The 23,048-nt window shown below is 57.9% G+C and carries 23 protein-coding genes; 12 read left to right on the top strand and 11 right to left on the bottom strand.

Annotation, left to right across the window (positions count from 1 at the left end; translation table 11 throughout):
• Positions 1-7: 7 nt before the first annotated feature.
• The 5 genes from ACR0J2_RS01490 to guaA form a co-directional block, all read right to left on the bottom strand.
• Positions 8-880, bottom strand: a complete 873-nt coding sequence (locus ACR0J2_RS01490; protein WP_480811472.1) for an ATPase — start codon at positions 878-880, stop codon at positions 8-10.
• A gap of 48 nt (positions 881-928) precedes the next feature.
• The gene (locus ACR0J2_RS01495; protein ID WP_480811473.1) at positions 929-1,825 is read right to left on the bottom strand and encodes a DMT family transporter; all 897 of its coding nucleotides are present in this window, start codon (positions 1,823-1,825) and stop codon (positions 929-931) included.
• Positions 1,826-1,920: 95 nt separating this feature from the next.
• Positions 1,921-3,084, bottom strand: coding sequence for an OmpP1/FadL family transporter (locus tag ACR0J2_RS01500; protein ID WP_480811474.1), 1,164 nt, complete (start codon positions 3,082-3,084; stop codon positions 1,921-1,923).
• 128 nt (positions 3,085-3,212) lie between these two features.
• Positions 3,213-4,118, bottom strand: coding sequence for a DMT family transporter (locus tag ACR0J2_RS01505; RefSeq protein ID WP_480811475.1), 906 nt, complete (start codon positions 4,116-4,118; stop codon positions 3,213-3,215).
• A gap of 95 nt (positions 4,119-4,213) precedes the next feature.
• The gene (guaA, locus tag ACR0J2_RS01510; RefSeq protein WP_480811476.1) at positions 4,214-5,773 is read right to left on the bottom strand and encodes a glutamine-hydrolyzing GMP synthase; all 1,560 of its coding nucleotides are present in this window, start codon (positions 5,771-5,773) and stop codon (positions 4,214-4,216) included.
• Positions 5,774-6,147: 374 nt separating this feature from the next.
• On the opposite strand from guaA, the gene ACR0J2_RS01515 reads away from it, so the two are divergent.
• A complete protein-coding gene (locus ACR0J2_RS01515) occupies positions 6,148-7,692 on the top strand; it encodes a trimethylamine methyltransferase family protein (RefSeq protein ID WP_170616733.1) in 1,545 nt (514 codons plus the stop codon).
• A 4-nt stretch (positions 7,693-7,696) separates the two neighbouring features.
• On the opposite strand, the gene ACR0J2_RS01520 is transcribed toward ACR0J2_RS01515, so the two are convergent.
• A complete protein-coding gene (locus ACR0J2_RS01520) occupies positions 7,697-7,996 on the bottom strand; it encodes a DUF6477 family protein (protein WP_170619012.1) in 300 nt (99 codons plus the stop codon).
• Between the two features lie 241 nt (positions 7,997-8,237).
• Here ACR0J2_RS01520 and ACR0J2_RS01525 point away from each other — a divergent pair, with 241 nt between their 5' ends.
• Both ACR0J2_RS01525 and ACR0J2_RS01530 read left to right on the top strand, forming a co-directional pair.
• The gene (locus ACR0J2_RS01525) at positions 8,238-9,356 is read left to right on the top strand and encodes a DUF6456 domain-containing protein (protein ID WP_480812019.1); all 1,119 of its coding nucleotides are present in this window, start codon (positions 8,238-8,240) and stop codon (positions 9,354-9,356) included.
• A 60-nt stretch (positions 9,357-9,416) separates the two neighbouring features.
• Positions 9,417-10,340, top strand: coding sequence for a hydrogen peroxide-inducible genes activator (locus tag ACR0J2_RS01530; protein ID WP_170616737.1), 924 nt, complete (start codon positions 9,417-9,419; stop codon positions 10,338-10,340).
• Between the two features lie 41 nt (positions 10,341-10,381).
• On the opposite strand, the gene ACR0J2_RS01535 is transcribed toward ACR0J2_RS01530, so the two are convergent.
• The gene (locus ACR0J2_RS01535) at positions 10,382-10,930 is read right to left on the bottom strand and encodes a peroxiredoxin (protein WP_170806244.1); all 549 of its coding nucleotides are present in this window, start codon (positions 10,928-10,930) and stop codon (positions 10,382-10,384) included.
• 261 nt (positions 10,931-11,191) lie between these two features.
• Here ACR0J2_RS01535 and lipA point away from each other — a divergent pair, with 261 nt between their 5' ends.
• Positions 11,192-12,142, top strand: coding sequence for a lipoyl synthase (lipA, locus tag ACR0J2_RS01540; protein WP_170676848.1), 951 nt, complete (start codon positions 11,192-11,194; stop codon positions 12,140-12,142).
• Entirely contained in the window at positions 12,139-13,281 is a 1,143-nt protein-coding gene (locus ACR0J2_RS01545; protein WP_480811477.1) for an amidohydrolase, read from the top strand. The genes lipA and ACR0J2_RS01545 overlap by 4 nt, the downstream gene beginning before the upstream one ends.
• A gap of 4 nt (positions 13,282-13,285) precedes the next feature.
• Here the strand turns inward: ACR0J2_RS01545 and ACR0J2_RS01550 are convergent, their stop codons facing one another.
• The gene (locus ACR0J2_RS01550; protein ID WP_480811478.1) at positions 13,286-13,702 is read right to left on the bottom strand and encodes a hypothetical protein; all 417 of its coding nucleotides are present in this window, start codon (positions 13,700-13,702) and stop codon (positions 13,286-13,288) included.
• Positions 13,703-13,893: 191 nt separating this feature from the next.
• Positions 13,894-14,436: a hypoxanthine phosphoribosyltransferase gene (hpt, locus tag ACR0J2_RS01555; protein ID WP_170616748.1), complete on the bottom strand. Its 543-nt coding sequence runs from the start codon at positions 14,434-14,436 to the stop codon at positions 13,894-13,896.
• A gap of 72 nt (positions 14,437-14,508) precedes the next feature.
• Between hpt and ACR0J2_RS01560 the strand changes: the two genes are divergently transcribed.
• Both ACR0J2_RS01560 and ACR0J2_RS01565 read left to right on the top strand, forming a co-directional pair.
• Entirely contained in the window at positions 14,509-14,955 is a 447-nt protein-coding gene (locus tag ACR0J2_RS01560) for a type II toxin-antitoxin system RatA family toxin (protein WP_480811479.1), read from the top strand.
• Positions 14,956-15,006: 51 nt separating this feature from the next.
• On the top strand, positions 15,007-16,302 hold the full coding sequence (locus ACR0J2_RS01565; protein WP_480811480.1) for an MmgE/PrpD family protein: 1,296 nt from the start codon (positions 15,007-15,009) through the stop codon (positions 16,300-16,302).
• On the opposite strand, the gene pyrC is transcribed toward ACR0J2_RS01565, so the two are convergent.
• Positions 16,299-17,336: a dihydroorotase gene (pyrC, locus tag ACR0J2_RS01570; RefSeq protein WP_480811481.1), complete on the bottom strand. Its 1,038-nt coding sequence runs from the start codon at positions 17,334-17,336 to the stop codon at positions 16,299-16,301. The genes ACR0J2_RS01565 and pyrC overlap by 4 nt on opposite strands.
• A 133-nt stretch (positions 17,337-17,469) precedes the next feature.
• Between pyrC and ACR0J2_RS01575 the strand changes: the two genes are divergently transcribed.
• Both ACR0J2_RS01575 and ACR0J2_RS01580 read left to right on the top strand, forming a co-directional pair.
• Positions 17,470-18,378, top strand: a complete 909-nt coding sequence (locus tag ACR0J2_RS01575; RefSeq protein ID WP_170616755.1) for an AAA family ATPase — start codon at positions 17,470-17,472, stop codon at positions 18,376-18,378.
• A 58-nt stretch (positions 18,379-18,436) separates the two neighbouring features.
• Positions 18,437-19,699, top strand: a complete 1,263-nt coding sequence (locus tag ACR0J2_RS01580) for a vWA domain-containing protein (protein WP_480811482.1) — start codon at positions 18,437-18,439, stop codon at positions 19,697-19,699.
• Here ACR0J2_RS01580 and ACR0J2_RS01585 read toward each other — a convergent pair.
• Positions 19,696-20,196 carry a hypothetical protein gene (locus tag ACR0J2_RS01585; protein WP_170616759.1) on the bottom strand — a complete coding sequence of 167 codons (501 nt, stop codon included), beginning with the start codon at positions 20,194-20,196 and terminating at the stop codon, positions 19,696-19,698. The two genes, ACR0J2_RS01580 and ACR0J2_RS01585, sit on opposite strands and share 4 nt — an antisense overlap.
• A 241-nt stretch (positions 20,197-20,437) precedes the next feature.
• On the opposite strand from ACR0J2_RS01585, the gene ACR0J2_RS01590 reads away from it, so the two are divergent.
• From ACR0J2_RS01590 to ACR0J2_RS01600, 3 genes are all read left to right on the top strand, one after another.
• On the top strand, positions 20,438-21,406 hold the full coding sequence (locus ACR0J2_RS01590) for an XdhC family protein (protein WP_480811483.1): 969 nt from the start codon (positions 20,438-20,440) through the stop codon (positions 21,404-21,406).
• A complete protein-coding gene (locus ACR0J2_RS01595; RefSeq protein WP_480811484.1) occupies positions 21,403-22,404 on the top strand; it encodes a molybdopterin-binding protein in 1,002 nt (333 codons plus the stop codon). Before ACR0J2_RS01590 ends, ACR0J2_RS01595 begins: the two co-directional genes overlap by 4 nt.
• A gap of 151 nt (positions 22,405-22,555) precedes the next feature.
• Positions 22,556-23,041 carry a (2Fe-2S)-binding protein gene (locus ACR0J2_RS01600; protein ID WP_170806253.1) on the top strand — a complete coding sequence of 162 codons (486 nt, stop codon included), beginning with the start codon at positions 22,556-22,558 and terminating at the stop codon, positions 23,039-23,041.
• Positions 23,042-23,048: the final 7 nt, after the last annotated feature.

A 23,048-nucleotide genomic window follows, 5' to 3' on the forward strand; every position in this document is an offset into this window, starting at 1 on the left:
TTGAAAACTATGTTCGGTTGCGGTGGGTCTCAAGAGTGCGTTCGATCAACTCGTCAAAATCTCCGGCGTCCCGGACCGACGCAATCTCACGAGCGGGAATTGTGACGCCCCAATTGTCAGCCATAGCCTGGTAACGCGGCTGGCGGTGCGCCAGAGCCTGCGCATAGGTCCACCTGATGAAGGCATCGGGGTCGACCTCGGTCGGGGCGCAGTCATTCAGGGTCAGGTATTCGTCCCATACGCGGGTCAGAAACTCCGGCTGATAGGACATTGGCTTTGGGGCTTTGTCAAAGCGGCGGATCAGTTCGGAGGTGTGGTTTTCGTCGCCCTTGACCCAGATCATCAGTGTCTGGCCGGACAGTTCTGACAGGACCTGATCTCTGGGATCGCTTGGGTCGACCCACTCGCAGATCGATCCGCCCGTGTCACAGATGAAGTGCGGGTATTTGTAAAGCCGCTGAGCCCGGTCGACAAAATACTCGGTATCCAGCAAAGCGTGGATTTCTGCCAGCCGGAACTGTTCCTGCCTGCGGCGATATTCCTGCAGTTCCATTCCACCCAATTCCGGGTCGCCCGGTTTGCCCAGGTATGTCGCGACGGGCTTGAGGTTCTCAAATGAGATGTTCGAACCGATATAGATCGAGTCCGACAGCAGCAGGTCGCGCAGAAAGGGCACCTTCATCGCCTGCGCTTTGGCGTTGTCGGTAATGTACTCACCCATGTAACGGGTCCCGATCCGGTAGTCGATCGAGTAGTGAAACCAATCCCCCGAGTCACGCAGAACGTTAGATACGTAAGTCTTGCCCAAGCCCGACATGCCGAAGAACAAAACCTTTTTCCGCGCAGCCTCGCGCCAGTCTTTCGCCGAATTGTAGATCATGACCCGCCGTTCCTTTTGGAACCTAGCTAAATCGGGCAGCGAGCGGCGTCAATCGCGCGGACCCGAGCGGTTGAGGATCAGCAGGCCCAGTGCCAGCACGGCAAATCCCGCAAACGCATTGGGCTGTAGCGTTTCGCCACGAATAACTGCCCCCAGCACGATGGCGACAGGCGGAATTATCAATGTCACCAGCATCAGGTTTCCACTGCCTGCCATCGCCAGGATTCGGTAATACAGCAGATAGGCCCCGGCAGTAGCAATCAATGCGTAATACCCGATTGCCACCCATGCGGAAACGGGCAGGGCAAGCGTCGGGACACCATCCAGAAACAGAGCGAACGGCAGTATCAAAATCGTCGATGCCGTCAGCATTCCAGCCGCGGCGACTTGTGGCGGCAGGTCGGACAGGGTTGCCCTGGCCCATGCCCCGGCCAGAGCGTAGGAAACTGTACCCGCGACAATCGCGATCTGTGCCGTGCTTTGCAGTGAGAAGCTTGTGAAATTTTGAAGTCCAATGGCGATAGTGACGCCTGCAAAGCCAAGCGCAACACCGACGATACGAGCTGGCGTCAAACGTTCGTCGTTGAAGCATAGTGCCGCCACGATCACGCCGAAAATGGCGGTTGCGGCATTCAATATCGACGTCAAACCGGATGTCACATAAAGCTGCCCCCATGCCATCAGCGAAAACGGAATGGCATTGTTCAGCAGACCCATGATCAGAAACGCCCCCCAGAGGCGTGGGTTACGGGGAACAGGAAGCCGTTGAAACCAAACCACAGCCCAAAGCACCAGCATTGCCCAGAACACCCGATGCAGAACCGAAGTCACGAAAGGCACCGAGTCCAGCGCGATACGAATGGCAACGAAGGATGCGCCCCAAATCAGGCCCAACAGACAAAGTTCGGACCAGGCGCGGGCGGAGAAGTGTTTTTGAGAAGTCATGGTTTGTGTTCGCACGTCCGGACGTGCACGACGACCCGGATCCTGCGAAAAAAAGACCCCGCACGTCATGCGGGGTCAATTCCGTGTCTTGGCGATCAGTCCAGAGCGTATGTGATCTGGAAGCCCACGCTCCACGCACTGTTGCCTGAGAAGTCTGCCCGTGCCAACGGTCCTGCGCCGTCTGCGGTCGCATCGCCGATATCGGTGTAGCGAACGCCGCCCGAGATCTTGGCCTTTTCAAGCGAGTACGTTCCGCCCAGGCCAATGCTCCAGAACCCGTCGGTCGGCCCCAAGTTGGAAACCGGATTGCCTGACGAGGATTCGTAGCCTAGTGTCACAGCTCCCGAGAATTCTTCCGAGAACTGATATCCCAGACCAAGAGAGTAGGTGAACGTGGCTTCGTCGTAATCGACCAGGTTCGAGGTCGGCGGATAGTTTGGCGGGTTATATACCAGCTGAGGCCAGTCGACCCAGCGAATCGATCCAAACAGAAGGGTCTTTGGCGCCACACCGGTCTGGAAGTCCAGGTTTACGGACTGCGGTGTTTCAATCTCGCTCGACGTGTCGAATGTTGCCACGGTTCCCGGTGTGATCGGGGGGCGCGGTGGAGGGTTCAGCGATTCCGTCTGCGACCAGTCATGGCTGATTTTCGAGTTGTAGGTCAGTGCTACGCGTGCCGCGATCTCGGGTTTCTCCCACGCCACGCCAACCACGTAGCCAAACGCGATATCGGCATCGGTGTCGACTTCATATCCGGCGGCGAGCGGAACGGTAACGGACGCCTCAACACGTTGAGCGCGAATACCACCGATGGCGCTGAAGCCACCGTCGAACTTGTAGCGCAGCAGCGCCGTGATTGCGTCGGTATCAGCCGTTGCTTCCAGAACACCGGAGCGGCCGCCCGGAATTGGGTTCAATGACAACGGGTAATTGCTTGCGTATGAAATGTCCGCCCCGAACGGCTGATCGTACATGACCGCAAAATCAAGCTTGTCGGTCAGTGACGTTTTGAAGCCGAGGTGGGGTGTGAAGAAACTGTTGGCCACATCGCCTGAATCAACGGGCTGGCCAAGGGTGGCAGGATTCAAGCTGGGCATGGTGCCGCTGACGCTTGGGTCGGTATACCCCAAACGGAATTGGGCAACCGTACCTTTTTCGAAAATAAGGTTGATACCCTGTCCGCTTCGGTCCAGCCCCCCAGCCTGCGCGGCTGATGCACCGGCACATATCACGCACGCCTGTAGTAGCGCTCTCTTCATGTATTCCTCCCTGTTTGCCTCATAACGGTCGCTCTGCTTGGGTTGAGTGAATGGCAGAGCGAGCCCCGGTAGTAAGATTTGCGGATACTCGCTTTTCGTTTGTTTTAACGTCAATCGGTGACGGTGCGTTACTGGCTGCGACTATCCTGATTGACTGTTGCCAAACTGTTACGATTCTCGGACCAGACATTCAGAAATATCCCCGAAAAGATTACAGCCGCCCCCACAAGCGTCCAATGATCTAACGGTTCGGAGTAGAGCACCATGCCAACGATGGCGATTGTTGGAAGCCTGGCAAAGTCAAACGGGATGACCACGGTGGCAGGCGCAATCGCCAGCGCGTTGGTGATGCAGAAATGCGCCAGCAATCCGGCTATGCCGACCAGTACCAAATATGGCGCGGTCTGTACGCTTGGCAGCCCGATCTCGCCATCAAGACCAGCGGCCGCAAAACCCAGTACGCCTTGCATCGCGGTGAGCCAGAAAACAATGCAGCCGATCTGCGCGGTCTGTGTGAGTTTCTTGGTGGTAATCGTTGTAAACGCAAAGAAAACAGCAGACGCGGCGGCCATAATAAGACCCGGGCTAAGCGGGGCGGCACCGGGACGCGTGACAAGCAAAATTCCGGCAAATCCGATCAGGGCGGACAGCATCTTCAGCGCCGTCAGACGCTCGCGCAGCAGCAGTGGGGAAAGGAGGATAACCCAGATCGGCTGGGTGAATTCCAGTGCAAAGACCTGCGCCAGCGGAATAACACCAACCGCGTAGAACCACAGATTCTGACCCGTGAAATGCAGCGTATTTCGCAGGGCGTGAAGCCCCAGTCTTTGGGCTGTAACCTGATGCCAATTGGCTGTCAGGGTCAGTACGGTTGCAACGATCGCAAAGCCCACGATGCTGCGATACATCATGATTTCGAAGGTGTCGTGAAACAGGCTTAGTTCGCGCCCGGCGACAGCCATTGACGAAAAGGATGCAATCGCACCCGTCATCCATAGGGCAGCTTTGCCCGTCTGAGTTTTGGTCCCGTTCACGTCAAGTCCATGATGTTAGTGGATCATGCGCTTGAAAAGGAACAATAAATTCCAAGGGAAATAAACAGAAAAGCCGGGGTGGACCCGGCTTTTTGTCATTCCCATTCGATTGTACCCGGCGGTTTGGATGTAATGTCATAAGTGCAGCGGTTGATGCCTTTGACTTCGTTTATGATCCGAGTGGCCGTTTCGCCAAGGAATTCATGGCTGAACGGATAGTAATCCGCTGTCATTCCATCCACTGACGTTACGGCACGAAGCGCACAGGCATAGTCGTAGGTGCGTCCGTCGCCCATCACGCCGACCGTGCGAACGGGAAGAATCGCCACAAATGCCTGCCAGATGTCGTCATACAGCCCGTGTTTGCGAATCTGGTCGATGTAAACTGCGTCGGCTTCGCGCAGAATCGCCAGCTTTTCGCGGGTGATTTCGCCGGGGCACCGAATCGCAAGACCGGGGCCGGGGAAGGGGTGGCGACCGATGAAACTCTGCGGCAGGCCCAGTTCCCGGCCCAGCGCGCGGACCTCGTCCTTGAACAGTTCGCGCAGGGGTTCGACCAGCTTCAGGCCCATCTTTTCTGGCAACCCGCCCACATTGTGGTGCGATTTGATGGTCACCGATGGGCCGCCCGAGAAAGACACCGACTCGATAACGTCGGGATACAGCGTCCCCTGAGCCAGAAACTCCGCGCCATCAATGGTGTCGGCGTGTTTCTGGAACACATCGATGAACAGCTTGCCGATGATCTTGCGTTTGGTTTCCGGATCGCTCTGGCCTTCGAGCTCGCCCAGGAACAACTCGCTCTCATCTGCATGAATCAGCTGGATGTTGTAGTTGTCTCGGAACATGCCGACGACTTCTTCAGCCTCGTTCTTGCGCAGCAGACCGTGATCGACAAAGACGCAGGTCAGCTGATCGCCGATCGCTTCGTGAATCAGGATTGCGGCTACAGAGCTGTCTACACCGCCGGACAGGCCGCAGATGACTTTTTTGTTGCCGACCTGCTCGCGAATCTTTTCGATCATTTGCTCGCGGTAGGCGCCCATGGTCCAGTCACCGCTGAAACCTGCCAGTTTCACGAAATTCTCGTACAGCTTTGCGCCCTTGGGCGTGTGGTGCACCTCGGGGTGGAACTGCACAGCATAGAAATGGCGATCGGTGTCGGCAGTAATCGCAAATGGCGCGTTGGGCGAGGTGCCGAACACCTCAAAGCCGGGGGCGATTTCGCTGACATGGTCTCCATGGCTCATCCAGACCTGCTCGTCACCGTCGGCAAACCATTCATTCAGGATATCCAACTGCCCTTTGGGCGTGACAAAGGCGCGTCCGAATTCCGCTGTGCCGTGCCCGCTTTCGACCTTGCCGCCCAGTTGGTGCATCATCACCTGTTGGCCATAACAGATGCCGAGGATCGGAACACCGTAGTCAAAGATCTCTCGCGGCGCGCGCGGAGAACCTTCCCGCGTCACACTGTCAGGACCGCCCGAGAAGATTACGGCCCGGGGGGCCATTTCCCGAACAAACTCCATCGTGACATTCTGATAGGGGTGAATTTCGCAATAGACATTCAGTTCGCGCAGGCGACGAGCGATCAGCTGCGTAACCTGGCTACCAAAGTCGATGATCAGAAGGCGGTCATGGGATGTATCACTCATGTCCGCGCCATAGGCCAAGCACGGGAATTTCGCAAGTGTAAGGTCATCGTTGTCGTGCAGATCAGGTCGGAGGTGCAGGTTGCAATGATGACGGGGGATGCTTGCCACCTTGGGCTGACGCTGCTGGTCTATCAGCTTTGGCAGGCGTGCGAGGCAGGGATTCTAAAATCGCGGGGGTGAAACGCGCACTTTGGCCTCTTCATCTCTATCTCATAATTCCCTTCGAGCGGTTCGATTTACCGAAAGCTGACGTTGATCCGGGGCACAAACTATGTCGCTTTTATGTTCCAATGGCCGTTATCTTCCAATGGTCCGAACAGTTGTCACGATAAATAGGAACACAATCTGAAATTACCTGAGTATGGGGAAAGCAAATGGCTGAAGCATCAGCACGTCGCCGGAGTCGCGGTGGGGGCGGAGCCGCCCGCCGGGCAGAGCGCACTGCGGTTCGGATCGAAACCGCCAAGTACATTGAGCGCAATATTCCCAACTTCGAGATTCTCAACGAAGAAGCGTTGGAAATCATCGAGACCAACGCCGAGACCATTCTGGAAGAGGTCGGCGTTAACTTCGTCGACAATCCCGCCGCTCTGGAACGCTGGAAAGAGGCCGGTGCGGATGTGGATGGCGAGCGTGTGCGCATCCCGCGCGGACTGGCCCGCCAACTGATCAAGACCGCGCCCAGCCAGTTCACGCAACACGCGCGCGATCCGGGAAAATCGGTTGTCATCGGCGGCCGAAATATGGTTCTGGCCCCGGTCTATGGTCCGCCGTTTGTGCGTGACGCACAGGGCGGCCGCCGCTACGCGACCATGGATGACTTCAACAAGTTCGTGAAGCTGGCGTATATGTCCAAGTGGCTGCACCATTCGGGCGGCACCGTGTGCGAGCCGACCGACATTCCGGTCAACAAACGCCATCTGGATATGCTGATGGCGCACATGACCCTGTCGGACAAGCCGTTCATGGGATCGGTCACTGATCCCAGCCGCGCGCAGGATTCGGTAGAAATGTGTGAAATCCTGTTCGGCAAAGAGTTCGTTCAGGAAAACACGGTCATGACCTCGCTGACCAACATCAACTCGCCGATGACCTTTGACGATGTGATGATGGGGTCGCTTGAGGTTTATGCGAAGAACAACCAGGCCTGCATCATCTCGCCCTTCATCGTAGGCGGCGCGATGGCGCCGGTTTCGGTAGCCGGCACACTGACTCAGGTTCTGGCCGAGGTTCTGGCAGGCGTTGCCTACAGCCAGATCATCCGCCCGGGTGCACCTGCGATCTTCGGCGCGTTCGTTACTTCAATCGACATGAACTCGGGTGCACCAACCTTTGGTACGCCGGAGGCCGCGCATATCACCTATGGTGCCGGTCAGCTGGCGCGGCGGCTTAACTTGCCCTACCGCTCGGCCGGCTCATTCTGCGGCTCGAAACTGCCGGATGCGCAGGCGGCTTATGAGACGTCGAATTCGCTGAACATGGGTCTGATGGCAGGTGTGAACTTCATGCTGCATTCCTGTGGCTGGCTCGAAGGCGGTCTGGTTGCCGACTTTGAAAAATTTGTCATGGACGCTGACCAGTTGGGTGTTCTTCACCACCTGGCCAAAGGCGTGGCTTATGACGAAAACGCGCAAGCCATGGAAGCCATCCGTGAAGTTGGACCCGGCGGTCACTATCTGGGCTGTGCCCACACACAGGCGAACTTCAAAGAAGCGTTCTGGAAGTCTGACCTGCTGGATTACAAGCCCTACGAGACCTGGGAAGACGAAGGTGGGCGCGACACGAGGCAACTGGCCTCGGCTCGGGTCGAACACCTGCTGGCCAATTACCAGCAGCCGCAACTCGATCCCGCAATCAACGAAGCGCTGAATGCGTATGTGGCGGAAAAGAAAGCCTCGATGCCGGACGCCTTCACCTGATAGATTACTGAAACTGCGAGGCGCGGCTGGCCTGATACAGCTGCGCCTCGCCTGAAATCGCAATCAGCAGATCCAGATGCCGCACCAGTGAATAGGCGGCGTCATCGCTCTGTCGTTGCGCCTCTACTTCCTTCTCCATATCCATCAATCGCACAAGGGCCGAACCGGTTCCGGGTAGTGATCCGTATCCCAGAATACGTTGCAAATGCCGGTCACGGTTGTACTCCTGCGCCCCGAACTTGGCCGCGCGAGTCAACAGGCGTGGGCGGCGTAGCGTCGTGATCATTGTCATCAGGTCCTGCATTCTCGGGCTCCGTAACTTTTGATTTTGCGAGGCCAGTTGTTGCACAACCTAAGCGCGTGTTGCCTTGTTTATATTCGCGCCGAACGCTGCTTTCATGAGTGTTTATCAATTTGAATCAAATCTGGTTTTCGCCTTCAGGGGTTAACGAACGAGTAACGAAAGAAACCCTAGTTAGAATTGGTTAACTCATATTCCGAGGGCGATCTTAGACAGAATTTCTTGTCGGCGAGGACAAATGACTATGGAAAACAACATGGCTTTCACTGTTCCGGCATGGGTGCCGGAAGGCGCGCAACGTTATCTGGATCACACGGAAACCGGCCGGTCGATCCGAGAAATTGCGCGAACAGCAGGGTGCCATGCTTCGACGATTCTAAGGCAGATCAGACGGATCGAGACGCGCCGGGATGACCCCCTTGTGGACGCGGCGCTCCAGTCTCTGGCCGAGACACATTTCTCTGAATCCAAAGTCAGCCCTGGTTTCAGTTCCGATGTTTCAGACGGGACGCCCGAGGGGTTGGCCGCCGCCCGGGATGAGGAGTTCACCCGCGAAGCTCTCAGGGTTTTGCGCAGGCTTTGCGAAACCGGAGCGGTACTGGCGGTCGCCGAAGAAATGGACAAGGCCGTCGTTGTCCGCGATACCGGCAACAGCGCTGCCACCCGGACCGCAGTAGTTGATTGCCGGATCGCCCAGGCGCTTGCGCTGAAGGACTGGATCAACTGCGACAACCCGGGTCGGATTTCACGGTACCGAATTACGGCGCAAGGACGGGCGGCTCTGACCCGTCTGATTGCCCAGGCGGAAAACAAGGCCCGCGCCGGGAATGATCTTGGCATGGCCGAAGCGCAGGCGTCGTTTCAGGCGCACTCGGCTTCGGGCAACACGACTGCATCCCAGCCCGAGCGCGCCCGGCGAATCCGGTATAGCGCCACTGAAAGCCCGTTGATCGCGCTGGCCCGCAGGCGCGATCGGGACGGCAAGCTTTTCCTGGACGAAACACTGGTCGCCGCAGGTGAGCGTCTGCGCGAGGACTTCGAACTTGCCCAGATCGGACCAAAGGTGGCGCAGAACTGGGACCTGTATCTGACAGGCGGTGGACGTGGTTCTTTCGGCAACAGCCCCCATGTTGGAAACGGATCGTCGGATGCACGAGATCGCGTCGCGCGGGCGCTGTCGGACCTAGGGCCGGGCTTGAGCGATGTGGCGTTGCGGTGCTGTTGTTACCTTGAAGGGTTGGAATTGGCCGAAAAACGTATGGGATGGTCTGCCCGGTCAGGAAAGATCGTTCTGCGCATCGCGCTGCAACGTCTCAAACGCCACTATGAAACGCAGACCGGGTTCAATCGCATGATCGGATGAGCGGCCCCCTTGGCGATATGAGAGTCTTGCGTTGGTTGGGGTAAGTGATAGTCAATGATTATGAACTTCACCCTCCGGCAGTTGCAGTATTTCAGGGCTGTTGCAGAACAGCGGAACTTTGGGCGTGCGGCACAAATTTGTCATGTGTCGCAGCCGGCTTTGTCCGTGCAGATCAAAACGCTCGAGGAAACACTGGGCGGTACATTGTTCGAACGTCAGGCCCGGGACATCCTGCTGACCCCGCTGGGTCGGGACGTTCTTGAACACGCCCGCCAGGTGCTTGGCGCTGCGGACAGGCTGGATCAGTTTGCAAGGGATCACTCGGGCGGGCACCGGTCCCTGTCGATCGGCATCATTCCGACTATTGCACCGTATCTGTTGCCCGGAGTTCTGGCTGGTCTGAGATCAGCAGACGTGTCGTTGCGCGTTCAGATTCGCGAAGCCCGAACCGAACGCTTGCTGAACATGTTGCGGGGCGGTGAAATTGACGCTGGGCTGATGGCGCTTCCGTCAGGCGGTAGCGAATTGTTTGAACTGCCCTTGTTCGAGGACAGGTTTCTGCTGGCAGGCAGCGCGGCCCGCGTACAGAGACTGGCGGATAATCCGGAAACCCTGCGACCTGTCGATCTGCAGACTGCGCAACTGATGCTGTTGGAAGACGGCCATTGTCTGACGGATCAGGCGCTGGACGTGTGTGGGCAGGACAGAAGCAGCGGTTTGATCAATATGGGCGCGTCTTCTCTGGCGACCCTGTCGCGACTGGTGGCCGAGGGATTTGGCCTGACTTTGATGCCCGAACTGGCCGCCCGTTCTGAAACCGAGGCCGTGCCGGGGCTACAACTCATGCGGTTCGGGGCACCACAACCGGCACGGACCGTGGGATTGGTACGTCGAAAATCCACAACCGGAGAGGACTGGTTCGACAAACTGGCCGGTGTAATCAGACAGGTCGGCGAAGAGATCGTGACCGCGACCCGCGAATAAGAAAAAGGCCCGACTTGGGCGGGCCTTCTCAACTTTCGGACTTAGGCCAGTGCTGGCTCTTTCGCTTCGCTCAGATGCGCCATCAGGGTCTCGGGCGACGAAACGCCATAGGGGTCCTCGGGGCAGTTATCCATCAGGCCGGGCTCTTCGAACCACGCTTCGACCACACCGTTATTGACAATGGCTGCATAGCGCCACGAACGCATGCCAAAGCCCAGATTGTCCTTGTCGACCAGCATTCCCATTTTGCGGGTGAACTCACCCGAACCGTCCGGGATGACCTTGACGTTTTTCAGGCCCTGATCCTGTGCCCATTTATTCATGACAAAGCTGTCATTGACAGACATGCAGTAAATCTCGTCGATACCTTGGGCGGCGAAGTCGGCATGGCCGTTTTCGAATCCAGGCAATTGGTAGGTCGAGCATGTGGGCGTAAATGCGCCCGGAAGCGAAAACAGGATGACGCGCTTGCCGGCAAAATAGTCAGCCGTGGTTTTGTCTTCCCAGCGGAACGGGTTTGGCCCCTCGACGGCTTCGTCGCGAATGCGGGTGTGGAAGGTCACGTCAGGGAGTTTTGCACCGGTTTTCATAGTCGTATTCCTGTGATTCAAGTCTGATTGAGGGGTGATCTAAAACAGTTCTAAATCGCAATCAATGACCGTTATTCTGCATTTGCACGGTTGGCGGATGCCATCGGAAGCCACTGGAATTGAAAGTTTTAACATAAATCCGATTAGAGGATGCTGCGCCTGCATCAATCGGCAGCATGGCGGCTATGCACCTGTGGTGTAGATCGGCCATGCGGACTATGTTAGGGAAAGAAAATTGACCCAAAGTCAGGATACCGAGCCGTGCGTGATCTGAAGATTCCCGAACAACGCCACCCTGAAAAAGCGCATCGCCCCGACAACGCTCAGCCGAAAAAGCCAAGCTGGATTCGGGTGAAGGCGCCGGGTGGCAAAGGATACGCCGACACCAGGAGGATCATGCGGGACAACAACCTTGTCACGGTGTGTGAAGAAGCCGGTTGTCCCAATGTCGGCGAATGCTGGAGCCAGGGCCACGCCACCATGATGATCATGGGTGACATCTGCACACGCGGATGCACCTTCTGCAACATCGCAACCGGACGGCCGGACACTCTGGATGTGTTCGAACCGGGGCGCGTTGCACATGCAGTCGAGAAGTTGGGACTGAACCACGTTGTCATCACCTCGGTCGATCGTGATGATCTTGAAGATGGCGGGGCGGATCACTTCGCCCAGACCATTCGGGCTGTGCGCCATCGTTCGCCCAAAACGACGATCGAGATTCTGACACCAGATTTTCTGAAGTGTGATCCGGGAGTTCTGGAAGTTGTTGTCGAGGCCAAGCCAGATGTATTCAACCACAATCTGGAAACGGTCCCGGGTCTTTATCCCGAAGTGCGCCCTGGTGCCCGGTACTTCCATTCATTGCGTCTGTTGCAACGGGTCAAGGAACTGGATCCCTCGATCTTCACCAAATCGGGCATCATGGTCGGGTTGGGAGAGGACGAGCAGCAAGTACGGCAGGTCATGGATGACATGCGTGCTGCCGACATCGACTTTCTGACCATCGGTCAATACCTGCAACCCACGCCCAAACACCATGGTGTGGATCGGTTTGTCACGCCCGAAGAATTCGCTTCTTACGAAAAGGCGGCCTATGGCAAAGGGTTCCTGATGGTTTCGGCCACTCCGCTGACGCGGTCTTCGTACCACGCTGGGGATGACTTCGCTCGGCTGCGCGCCGCGCGCCAAAAGAAACTGGAGCAAGGGTGAAACCTGAAACCCTGTCGCGTCTGACCGCGCTGCGACACGAATTGCATCAATTTCCGGAACTGTCCGGTGAGGAACAAAAAACAGCCGCTCGGGTTGCCGACCTGCTGCGGTCTCTTGGTGCGGGTCGTGTTCTGACTGATATCGGCGGCCATGGCGTAGCAGCAGTATATGACAGCGGCCATCCGGGGCCCTGTGTTGCCATCAGGTGCGAACTGGACGGGCTTCCTATTCAGGAGCTTTCGAGCGCGCCTTACGTTTCGCGGGTCGCGGGCAAAGGTCATTTGTGCGGGCATGACGGCCATATGGCAATGGTGCTGGGCGTGGCCCAAGACCTCAGAGATAACCCGCCAAAATCCGGTCGTGTGGTTCTGATCTTTCAACCCGCGGAAGAAACCGGAAAGGGTGCCGCCGCATATCGGGCCGATCCGAGGTTTTCTGAGTTTTCCCCGGATTATGTGTTTTCGCTGCACAATCTGCCCGGGCTTGAGCTGGGTCATGTCGAAATCTGCCGGCGCTCGGCCAACTGCGCCTCGCGCGGTATGCGGGTGGTTCTGACGGGAAAAACCTCACATGCCGCCGCGCCCGAGGACGGGATTTCACCGATTGGTGCGCTTGCTTTGTTGTTGCCGGAACTGGCCGGGTTGGGGACAGGCGGTCCGCTGACCGATAATTTTGCCCTGACAACCGTGACGCATGCCAGTCTGGGCGAGCAGACTTTTGGCGTCGCTCCTGGGCAGGCGGAAATCTGGGTGACCTTAAGAACCGTTTCGGATGGGCGGATGAAAAATCTGGTCGAAGAGGCCGAGACGCTGGTCGGACGAGCGGCAAACAAAGCAGGGCTGCAGGTTGAAATTACCTATGATGACATCTTCGAGGCGTGCACGAACGACACCGAGGCGGTCAAAATCCTTTCCGACGCCTGCGCGTCTCGGAATGTGGCCTACCAGATTACTTCCGAGCCGCAGAAATTTTCTGAGGATTTTGGGCAGTTCGGCAAAGCGGCGAAAACGGCGATGTTCTGGCTTGGGGCAGGGGCGGATCACCCGCAACTGCACAATCCCGATTACGATTTCCCGGATGCGCTGATCCCGGTTGGTGCCACGGTTTTTTCGGCTGCAATTCGCTCACTGGTTGGTTGATCGCTCAATTCACCAAATCGCTGACAATTCCCACGGCCTCAATGACGGTTTGTGTGTCGTCCGAGATCGACAAAATTTCGTCATCCACGCGGACGTATCTCTGACCGGGAGGTAACGGTTTCAACTTCCAGCCATCAAGGTCATCCAAGTAGTCGAATTGCAGATCTTTCGGTAGTTTTTGGCCTCGCGTGTAACGCTTTACCTGCCCGGGCGGAACAGCGACGCCATTATTGGATTTTATCGCCTTTTCGACTTTGGATTTGTCCGCACCTTTTGCTTTGCCTTTGCTATCTTTTGCATCCGCAAAACCAGTTGTCAGAGCGACTGTAAAGGCAGCCACAAGACCAATAGACGACACTTTCATTAGCAGAAACCTCCTTTGTTCTTCTGAGGGTAGTCTGCGGTTGAGCACATTGTCCATTGATATTCGGTTGCTTGAATTTATTGACTTTTCGTACAGTAGACATTTCAGGGGTTAGTCACGGACTACCTGACCAACAAGCCAAGCACACAATACAGCGATTGAAAGACCCTGAAAAATTACGCCGAATACTCGCTTGTAGGCCCCACCTGAACTGCGCAGAACACGGCGAGGGTCCGTACGGTCCTCGGTCAGTTCTCGACAAAACGAACCTTGCCGATGAAAGGCAGGTTGCGGTTACGCTGTGCGTAATCGATCCCGTACCCCACGACAAATTCATCCGGAATTTCGAACCCGATCCAATCCGAGCGGAAGTCAACCTCGCGCCGGCTGGGCTTGTCCAGCAAAGCAATAGATTTCAGTCGTTTGGGTTTCCGGCTCAGCAGCAGGTGGGTGACATGGTTCAGGGTGTGGCCCGTGTCGACGATGTCTTCGACAACCAACACGTCCCGGCCTTCAATTGCGCCGCGCAAGTCCTTGAGAATGCGCACTTCCCGGCTGCTTTCCATCGAGTCTCCATACGAGGACGCCTCGAGAAAATCGACCTCGATCGGCAAGTCCAGTTCCCGCACCAGGTCGGCGATGAACACGAAGCTGCCGCGCAGCAAGCCAACAACGACAAGTTTGTCCGTACCGCCAAACTCATCGGTGATCTCGCGACAGAGCTCTTCGATCCGCGCGGCAATGGCCTTGGCCGAGATCATCTCATCTATCACATATGCGCGGTCGCTCATTGCTGCCCCCTTGATCTTTGGCGCGCAACATACGACATGACGCGCCATTGTCACCTGCAAATACCGGACGCCATGCCCATTCATTCGGAAAACCGCCACCTGCCTTACACCGCTCAGCAGATGTTTGATCTGGTTGCCGATGTGGCCAAATATCCGGAATTCCTGCCATGGTGTGCCGCGGCGCGGGTCCGCAAGACCTTTGCTGTTGGAGAAGCGCAGGTGATGGAGGCCGATCTGGTCATCTCTTTCAAAGTCTTTCGCGAGCGTTTTGGCAGCCGCGTGACTTTGTTTGCGGATCAGAAAAGGATCGATACCGAATACCTGGATGGTCCGTTCAAATACATGAAGTCCGACTGGCAGTTCGAGGACGCCCCGGATGGCGGCTGCAATATCGCTTTCCATGTGGACTTCGAATTCAAGAATGCCATCCTGCAAGGCATCATCGGCGTTGTATTCAACGAAGCAATGCAGCGGATCGTACGCGCGTTCGAAGCCCGGGCCGCCGAACTTTACGGCTAGTGTCCCAATCCTGAGGCTTTACCGGAGACGGGCGCACGCTAGACTGCGCTCATGACTGATTTCACTAACAAGATTGCCGCTTTCGCCGCTGGCCCCGTTTCGACCTCATCCCAGACCCGGATCGTAACATCCCTGTCCGTGCTCGACTGGATCGCGGTAGGGCGGGCGGGCGCGGACGAACCTGTGTCGAAAACCGTCCGCGCAATGGTTCTGGCCGAGGCCGGCGCACAGCAGGCCCGCTTGTTCGGCGGCGGTTCAGCGACTTTGCGCGCGGCCGCGTTGGTCAACGGTACGGTCTCACATGCGCTGGATTACGACGACACGCATTTTGCCCATATCGGACACCCCTCGGTAGCGATTTTGCCTGCTGCGTTGGCCTTGGCAGAATGGGACGGCCGTATTGTCGTCGACCTTCTTGAGGCCGCGCTGGTTGGTATGGAGGTCTCCATCCGCATCGGGCTGTGGCTGGGACGCGGTCATTATCAAGCTGGGTTTCACCAGACCGCAACGGCGGGCGCGTTTGGTGCGGCCGTTGCCGCCGGGCGGTTGTTGGGCTTCGATGCCGGGCAAATGGAAAGAGCCCTGGGGCTTACTGCGACACGCGCCGCCGGGCTTAAGGCGCAGTTTGGAACCATGGGTAAGCCATATAACGCCGGTATGGCATCATCTGCCGGTGTCGAGGCGGCGCTGCTTGTTCAGCGCGGGTTTGAACCGAACTCCGCCGCGCTTGAAGGGCAGTACGGGTTTGGCGCCATTCATCATGGGGAGGGCGACATCGTCTCTGCACTCGATGGTTTGGGCGATGAATGGCTGTTCGAGTCCGTCAGCCACAAGTTCCATGCCTGCTGCCACGGGTTGCACGCCGCGCTGGAAGCGGCGCGTGACCTTGACATCGCGGAACCCGAAGTGGCCGAGATCAAGATCAAGACGCACCCGCGCTGGATGAGCGTGTGTAACCAGATGTCGCCGGACACCGGATTGGGTGCCAAGTTTTCCTATCGAACGGTGATTGCGATGCAGGCGCTGGGATTCGATACCGCATTGCCGGAAAGCTATTCGGCCAGAACCTGCGCCGACCCGCGCATTGTGTCCCTGCGAGACCGGATTTCAGTCGATGCCGATGACAGCCTGTCTGAAACGCAAGCGCAGATATCTCTTCTGCGCCGCGATGGCGTTCGTCGTGAGGCGACCCATGATCTGCTGACGCCCATGGCTCTGTCGGACCGCGAAGACCGCGTCCGCGGCAAGGCGGCCAAACTTATCGGACACGAAGACGCGGACGCGATCTGGTCGATGCTGCGCACCGGGGGCCGCGCCCGCGAACTGCCCATCAATCCTGACGGTTAATCAACCCGCCAGTGCAGCGGGAAGCCCGGGTCGAACACGGTCACAGGGCCATCCCCTGTCTCGATTTTGGACGGGTAGGTCACCGCGTCACCTTTCGTCAGGGTCAGGCTGTCCTCATTCACAGGCAAGCCATAGAATGCCGGACCGTTGAGCGAGGCAAACCCTTCCAGCTTGTCCAGCGCGTCTTCACGTTCGAACATTTCCGCCAGCAGCGACATGGTGTTTGTCGCCGTGAAACACCCGGCGCAACCGCAGGCCATTTCCTTGTTGGCATCCGTATGCGGCGCGCTGTCCGTGCCCAGGAAATACCGCGCATCGCCCGAGGTCGCTGCGGCCAGCAATGCAAGGCGGTGTTCTTCGCGTTTTGCGACAGGCAGACAATAATAATGAGGTTTGATACCGCCAACCAGAATGTGGTTGCGATTGATGATCAGGTGATGCGCCGTAATCGTTGCGCCCAGTCCGTCCTCATTCGATTTGACATAATCGACACCGTCTTTCGTCGTAATATGCTCCATCACAACACGCAGTCCGGGCGTCGCCCTACGGATCGGATCCAGAACGCGGTCAATGAACACGGCTTCACGGTCGAAAATATCGATGTCGGCATCGGTTACTTCGCCATGCACACAAAGCGGCAAACCGATGCTCGCCATTTTTTCCAGTACAGGGCGGACCTTGTCGAAATCGCGCACGCCCGAGGCCGAATTCGTCGTCGCGCCTGCCGGGTACAGCTTGACAGCCTTGATCAGACCGCTGGCATGGGCGGCGGCAAGATCATCCGGGTCCGTATCTTCAGTCAGATACAACGTCATCAACGGCTCGAAACTCATTCCTTCCGGCAGCGCGGCCAGAATACGCTCCCGATAGGCTGCAGCCTGTGCGCCGGTGACAACAGGGGGCACAAGGTTCGGCATGATGATGGCGCGCGCAAAGTGGCGTGCTGTTTCGGGCAGAACGGCCTGCAACATGGCGCCATCGCGCAGATGCAGATGCCAGTCGTCGGGGCGTCGGATCGTGATGCTGTCGGTCATGTGCCCCGGCTAGCACAAGGGTCGCAATCGTGAAAGACCTTGTCGAACCATCTGATCGCAGTAAGTCCAGAAAGACCCGTGGGGTTGACGCAAGACCGGCACCATGCCCTTGTGTGCGAAAGGAGATTGGCTGATGAACCACCCCCAATCCATTGATGCGGTTCAGAAGATGTTGGGCGCGCAGGGATACGTCTGCGGCCGGTCTCTGGCGACCGTTGTGTTTCTGTCTCTCAAACTGGGTCGCCCGCTGTTTCTGGAAGGCGAGGCCGGGGTCGGCAAAACCGAGATCGCCAAGGCGCTGGCTTCCGGTCTGGGGCGGCGGCTCATCCGGTTGCAGTGCTACGAGGGGTTGGATGCCGCATCGGCCGTTTACGAGTGGAACTTTCCTGCGCAAATGGTAGCAATCCGGACGGCCGAAGCGGCAGGTGCTGCCGACAGATCCGCCCTGCAGGCCGAACTGTTTTCCAAAGACTACCTCGTGGAACGCCCCTTGCTGCAGGCCATGCAGCCCGATGAAAACGGCGCGCCTGTACTTCTGATCGACGAACTGGACCGTACGGACGAGCCATTCGAAGCCTTTCTGCTGGAAGCCCTCAGTGATTTTCAGGTGACGATCCCGGAACTCGGTACGATCAAAGCGCCGGAACCTCCGATTGTGATCGTCACGTCGAACCGAACGCGCGAGGTCCACGACGCGCTCAAACGACGGTGTCTGTATCATTGGGTCGACTACCCGGATTTCGACCGTGAAATAGAAATCCTGCACGCCCGTGCGCCCGAGGCCGCCGACGCCCTAAGTCGCGAAATTGTGGCTTTTGTCCAGCATCTGCGGACTGAAGACCTGTTCAAGAAACCGGGCGTCGCCGAAACGATCGACTGGGCCAAGTGCCTGTTGGCGCTGGATGTCATCAATCTCAGCCCCGAAGTGATCGGCGACACACTGGGCGCAATCCTGAAATATCAGGATGATATCCAGAAACTGCAGGGTTCCGAGGCGAAACGCATTCTGGATCAGGCCAAAGCCTCACTCGAACCGGCGTGATGCTTCATCTTTTCCGAAATACTCCGGGGGTACGGGGGCAGCGCCCCCATGCATTGTGATGGCCGAGCAACTGCCGATCGACATTCCCGATGATCCCAAACTGGCGCAGAATATCACCCATTTTGCCCGCGCTCTGCGCAAGGCCGGGTTGCCGATAGGAACCGGCCGCGTCATTGATGCCATCCGCGCCGTTGAAGCCGCCGGTTTTACCCGCAAGCAGGATTTCTACTGGACCCTCCACGCCTGTTTCGTCAGTCGTCCGGAACACCGCACCGTGTTTGCACAGGTGTTTCGCCTGTATTGGCGGGATCCACGCTATCTCGAACACATGATGTCCATGATGCTGCCGGCCATTCGCGGTGTTCAGGAGGAGCGCAAAGCGGATGCAGCCGAAAAGCGGGCAGCCGAGGCCCTGCTGGATGGTGTCGAAAAGGATCTGCCGGAAGTCGAGGATCAGGGTGAGGAAACCGAACTCGACATTGATGCCTCTCAGACCGCGTCGTCCGAAGAACGACTGCGAAATCTGGATTTCGAACAGATGAGCACCGACGAAATCGCACAGGCCAAACGGATGCTGTCGCGCTTGTCTCTGCCGGTCAAACCCATTGCTTCACGCCGTGGTCAGGTCAGCCATCTGGGTCATCGTATCGACCGGGCCCGAACGTTGCGGGCCGCGATGCGGCAGGGTGGGGACATGCGGGACATCGCCCGGCAACGGCCCAGACCGCGCTGGCCCAACCTTGTCGTTCTTTGCGATATATCGGGCTCGATGAGTCAATACAGCCGGATCATCCTGCATTTTCTGCACACCGTCTCGAATGCGCGCGGCGCGGGCTGGGCCAGGGTTCATGCTTTCACTTTCGGAACCCGACTGACGAATATCACCAGACACCTGCATCAGCGCGATGTCGATGCAGCGCTGGCCGCCGCCGGGGCCGAGGCGCAGGACTGGGAAGGAGGAACCCGTATCGGGGAATGCCTTCACGCTTTCAATCGGGACTGGTCCAGACGGGTCATGGGGCAGGGCGCGGTGGTTCTGCTGATCTCAGACGGGCTGGATCGCGGCGAGCCGGATGCGCTGGAAAAGGAAATTGAGAGGCTGCATCTCTCTGCAAGACGCCTGATCTGGCTGAACCCCCTGCTGCGATGGGATGGCTTTGCACCCAAAGCCAAGGGAATTGCGGCCATGCTGCCCCATGTCGACAGCTTTCGGGCGGGTCATTCCATCGCCTCGCTTGAGGAACTGGCCCAGGTCATATCGCGGACCGACGACAACGGCGAGAAAGCGCGGCTGATGACCGCACTTTCAGAGCAGTCTTAGCCTAGCTGCTTTTCATTGCACTCTCGTGCCATTTCCATGGCTTTGTAGGTGCCCGTCAGATCGACGGTAAAGGCGAATTCCTTTTCCGGAAAAACGACCATGACCTTCTGTTTGGCCAGATCGTCGGCGAATTGCGGGTTGTCCGACAGGACATAGCCACCGGAATAACCCTTGGTGATGTTCCCTTTCATGCCGGTACCTTCGCCGACATACAGGTTGTCACCCAGCATGATTGCGACCGCACCTTTTTCACCGCGTTTGATATCGGTTTTTTCCTTGGTGAATATGCCGACGTAGCCAACCCCGCGGTCTTCGGTCAGCCCCATCTGAACCACGTTTTCGGCACTGTCCACGGCTTCAATCAGACAGGACTTCTTTTCCTTGTCCACAAAGACTTTCCAGCCTTCAACCTCTCCATACCGTTCGAATGTATCAGCCCATACAGCAGTCGAGGCCATCAGCCCCAATGCGGTCCCCAGTGAAAGAATACGTTTCAATTTTCTCTCCGATTCAAAAAAAGTGGCAGAGCATCAGGCAGCTTGCCAGATGCGGGGTCAGGCTAAAACCTGCGCCCAAAACAATCAATCCTAGGGTTTTTTGAATATGATGAAGCCGTCAGGTTGCCCCAAGGATCCGTTCGTCTTCCAGCAATGGGTTTCTTGCTGACCTCGCCGCAGGGCTGACTTTTCATTGCAGCAAACCTGCCTATGTTGGAACGGGAAACGCCAGGAGGTTTCGATGGATCGATTCGACAATAGCCCGGAGACAGCACTGAACTGGTTCCGCAAGGGCCGTGGCGCGGCCCTGGCGACCGTTGTCGATACCTGGGGCAGTGCACCGCGCCGGGTCGGATCGCAGCTTGTGATCGGGGGCGATGGCCGGATCGAAGGGTCAGTCTCCGGTGGTTGTGTCGAGGGTGCAGTAATCGTCGAAGCAATGGAAGCCATCGATGAAGGCGAGGCGCGCCTGCTGGAATTCGGTGTCAGTGACGAGGACGCTTTTGCCGTCGGTCTGGCCTGTGGCGGCACGATACGTGTTCTGGTCGAGCCTGTCGGCACGGTTCTGACGGAAAACATGCTGACCAATCTGGTTGCGGCGCGCGCAGGGCGTGAAGCCGTCGCGTATGAGGTCAATATCGACACAGGGCACCGGGCTTTACGCCGGAACGCGTATCACGAGAGGCTCCGCATGGACCGGTCAGGGTTTGAAGCGGACGGCAAGACCTTCGTGGCTGTCCACAACCCTCCACTGCGGCTGATCATCGTGGGCGCGGTCCACATTGCGCAGGCGCTTGTTCCAATGGCGCGGATCGCCGGGTATGATCCTGCAATCATTGATCCGCGAGAAGCCTTCGCATCCAGCGCGCGGTTTCCCGGTGAAACCATTCTGACGGAATGGCCAGACGAGGCGGTCGCTCAACTGGGGCTGGATGCGCGGACCGCAGTGGTTTTGCTGACCCACGATCCCAAACTGGATGATCCGGCGTTGCAGGCCGCGTTGCAGGCTGATGTGTTCTATATAGGCGCACTTGGTTCTACACGCACACACGCCAAACGAGTGGACCGGATGAAGCAGGCTGGTTTTACAGATACGCAGATTGCCAGAATCCACGGTCCGATCGGACTGGATATCGGCGCTGCGGATCCTTCGGAAATAGCGGTTGCCATACTGGCGCAAATGACCGCCGTATTGCGGGGCAAGGCGTGAAATTCGGACCGGTCCAGGTGCCCGAAGCAGAAGGGGCGGTACTTGCGCACTCGGTTCAGGCTGGCACAGTCAAACTGCGCAAAGGCGTGATCCTGTCGCGTGAACACCTTGAACAACTGACACAAGCCGGCCATTCCGAGGTTATCGTGGCCCGGCTGGAACCAGGGGATTGCCACGAGGACGAAGCCGCCCGAATGCTGGCCGAGGCTCTGGCGCCAGACCCGGCCGCTGCCGGTCTTCGGGTAACGCAGCCATTTACCGGGCGCGTCAACCTGCTGGCGGACGGGCCCGGCGTCGTGGTTCTGGATACAGATGCTCTGCGGCAGTTCAATCTGGTCAATCCAATGATAACGGTCGCCACTGTCCCCCAGCACCAGCAGATGGAAGCCGGTGGGATGGTCGCAACGATCAAGGTGATCCCGTATGCGGTTCCCGGCGGTGACGTGTTGCGGGCATCGCGACTGGCCGAGAACTCGATCCGGCTGGCCGTACCCGTCCACCGCACAGCCGGATTGATCGTGACCGACATTCCCGGCGGTCCACCGAATGAAAAGGGTATTGCTTCGATGCGCGGACGTGTCGAAGCGCTTGGGATGGAGTTGAACGATATCCGCATCGTGCCGCATCGAACGCCAGATCTGGCCGAAGCCATTGCCGCCATGCAAGAGGATATCGTGATGATTCTGACAGGGTCTGCGACATCGGATCCCGCCGACGTGGCCCCCGAAGCCGTGCGCTTGGCTGGGGGTCAGGTAGACAGGTTTGGTATGCCGGTCGATCCCGGCAACCTGCTGTTTCTTGGCAGCTTGTCGAATCGTCCCGTCATTGGACTGCCGGGATGTGCGCGTGCGCCTGCCTTGAACGGGGCCGACTGGGTGTTGTCCCGCGTGGCCTGCGGCATCCCCGTGACCAGTGCGGATATCGCCGGGATGGGGGTTGGCGGATTGCTCAAGGAAATTCCGACACGACCGCAGCCCCGGGCCCGAAAGAAGGTGTGACGTGGGGGCATTTTGCCCGGTCGCCATTGCGGGCTAAGCTGTTGTGTTTGGCCAATCCCCCTGTTCGTGCACCTGCCAAAGATTTTTGTTCTCAAACGAAAATTCCCGTGTTTAACTCGGCACAAGCAAAAAAACGAAATGGGAGGAACTTATGACACAGGTCTCAATGACCGTGAACGGAAAACCCGTGAGCGGTGATGTCGAAGGCCGGACTTTGTTGTCCAGCTTTCTGCGCGATCACCTGTCGCTGACCGGGACACATGTTGGTTGCGACACCGCGCAGTGCGGCGCGTGCGTCGTTCACGTGAACGGGGACGCGGTGAAATCCTGCAACATGCTGGCGCTTGAGGCGGACGGTGCCGACGTCGGCACGATTGAGGGGCAGGCCAACCCGGACGGTTCGCTGAACGTGATCCAGCAGGCGTTTCAGGATCACCATGGCCTTCAGTGCGGCTTTTGCACGCCCGGCATGGTGATGAGTGCCGCCGCGCTGCTGAAAGATAACCCGCGTCCGACCGAGGCCGAGATCCGGAAATATCTGGAAGGCAACCTGTGCCGTTGCACCGGGTATCACAACATCGTCAAGGCGATCATGGCCGCATCGGGCCAGGACGTTTCCAGCATCGCCGCCGAATAAAGCGGTC

Source organism: Ruegeria sp. CG4, from assembly GCF_056537185.1.